Source organism: Moorena sp. SIO3I6 (genome assembly GCF_010672095.1).
The window spans coordinates 1-1668 of record NZ_JAAHHU010001111.1 but is presented as its reverse complement, the minus strand read 5'-3'; the positions used below and the strand labels follow the sequence as shown (position 1 = coordinate 1668).

The following is a 1668-nucleotide window of genomic DNA, read 5'->3' as shown; positions in this document are numbered from 1 at the left end:
AGCAACCGTAAAGCCAGTGTTGCCCCCTTCCAGGATCTGAGTACTCACTTGTTTAACCGCACCGAAGTCAATCAGTACTAATTTGCCATCTGATTTACGCCGAATGATGTCACCCAAGCGTGCAATCGCTCATCAGAGCAAAACGCAAGAGTAGGAGGTTTTTTCGAGCAGTTTTTGGGTTGAAATTTACGTCGCAAGAGCTTCCATTCCGGTGGAGAGAAAACAACTTGGCAAGAAGCATCGGGATTAAGTCGAGCGAGATTACGTCAACCACATTAGTCGCCAAGCAACAATATTATAAGTAGCCAGTGCTTTGAGTAAACGCTCTCGGGTTTGAAGTTGAAGTTTTTCGCGCGCGTCAGCCACTTTTGAGTGTAAAGTGAAAGCGTTCGATCAGCCACCGATAACTATACCACTGCACACATTGCCAAGCTTGAGTAAAATTGTCAATGGGTAGAGTGGTGAGCAATAACCAACGAATGGGTGGACTACCATCAGCAGGTTTCTCAGTTTCTTCTACGAGTAGTACATTGATTTCCACTGGCTGGAGATTGTGGGGTTTGGGGTGATGTTGAGGCACTTCCAGAGTGACTCTCATCCCTCGGATTTGTAATAGTGCTTGACGAGCTCCACGTTTGGGATTACGCTCTAAGTTGATGGTCATTTTACCTAAGATTAGCCTTTGTTCAATCGTCGGCAAAAGATATCCCATTTCCTCTTTCACCCTGCGGTTATACTCTCCTCGAATCAGTAATTCGCTATTGGCACAGCGCTTTTGGGCGAACAACTCAAAGATATCGGCCTCGCGATCAGCAACATGTATGAGCTTCGCTTTTTCGGCTAGTCCTTCCTCAGCTCCTGTAACAGTCTGTAACCATCGATAGCTTTCTTTTTCTTGAATCGCTTTTTTCTTGCGTTCTTTTTTCTTTCCACTCCTGTGCTTTCTTGTCCAACTCTGCTGATGTAGCAGTCCCAATGGCTCTCCTTTGGCACTCACCGCTATACAGCTATGAACTTTGATTCCTTGCTGCTTGGTCTGATTGATATATCCCAAACCCTTCGTGGCTTCATGTGTCGTATACTCCAAGTCGGTCGTGTCCTGTATTGCCAGCACTACTCACGGCGACCGACACACCTCTTCACTACGGCTTCCCTGTGTGAAGCCAATAAGTCAGTCTGTTTCACTTTCTTATTTGACCAAAACCTGTAAATACTTTGGCTCTCGCTGGCATTTCCACTCGCTTTTGGTACTGTTTCTGCTGGATGCTCACTTAAGACCAGAAGTGTCTTTCTCAATCTTTTCGCGTGGCGTATGTCCTGAAAAATTTCGGATTTATCTCCTGGGTGATCCAATCCTTCATGTGTTCCTCTTCATCCCCTAATTGAATGCATGCCTTTGATACTCTCACAACCTCCGCTTCACTGTCCACTCCTGCTTTGGTGCACCGAATTAAACGCGATCGCACTTCTAGATTAGCGTACACAGTCAAGGGAAACCCCTGTTAGTCTATACTCCAGTTAATAATGGTTGGTTCTCACCACTCCTCTCCCCATCCTTGCCTACATCCTAGTCTCTATCACTGTTTCGACTACTTTTGCCTAATGGATAGCTTATTAAGGGGGATAATGGGGGATCCAAATCCACGCAAAAAACCCGAATACCTGCTC

The 1668-nt window shown here is 45.9% G+C and carries 3 protein-coding genes; all 3 read right to left on the bottom strand.

The genetic code is table 11. The features are described 5' to 3' along the window. Positions 1 to 358 precede the first annotated feature (358 nt). From F6K49_RS46690 to F6K49_RS46685, 3 genes are read right to left on the bottom strand one after another with little or no spacing between them, the layout of a single operon-like run. On the bottom strand, positions 359 to 1114 hold the full coding sequence (locus F6K49_RS46690) for an IS4 family transposase (RefSeq protein WP_293109290.1): 756 nt from the start codon (positions 1112 to 1114) through the stop codon (positions 359 to 361). Next, the gene (locus F6K49_RS54025; protein ID WP_366514338.1) at positions 1114 to 1296 is read right to left on the bottom strand and encodes a transposase DNA-binding-containing protein; all 183 of its coding nucleotides are present in this window, start codon (positions 1294 to 1296) and stop codon (positions 1114 to 1116) included. The genes F6K49_RS46690 and F6K49_RS54025 overlap by 1 nt, the downstream gene beginning before the upstream one ends. After that, positions 1293 to 1490: a hypothetical protein gene (locus tag F6K49_RS46685; protein ID WP_293109288.1), complete on the bottom strand. Its 198-nt coding sequence runs from the start codon at positions 1488 to 1490 to the stop codon at positions 1293 to 1295. The genes F6K49_RS54025 and F6K49_RS46685 overlap by 4 nt, the downstream gene beginning before the upstream one ends. Between the last annotated feature and the right edge of the window lie 178 nt (positions 1491 to 1668).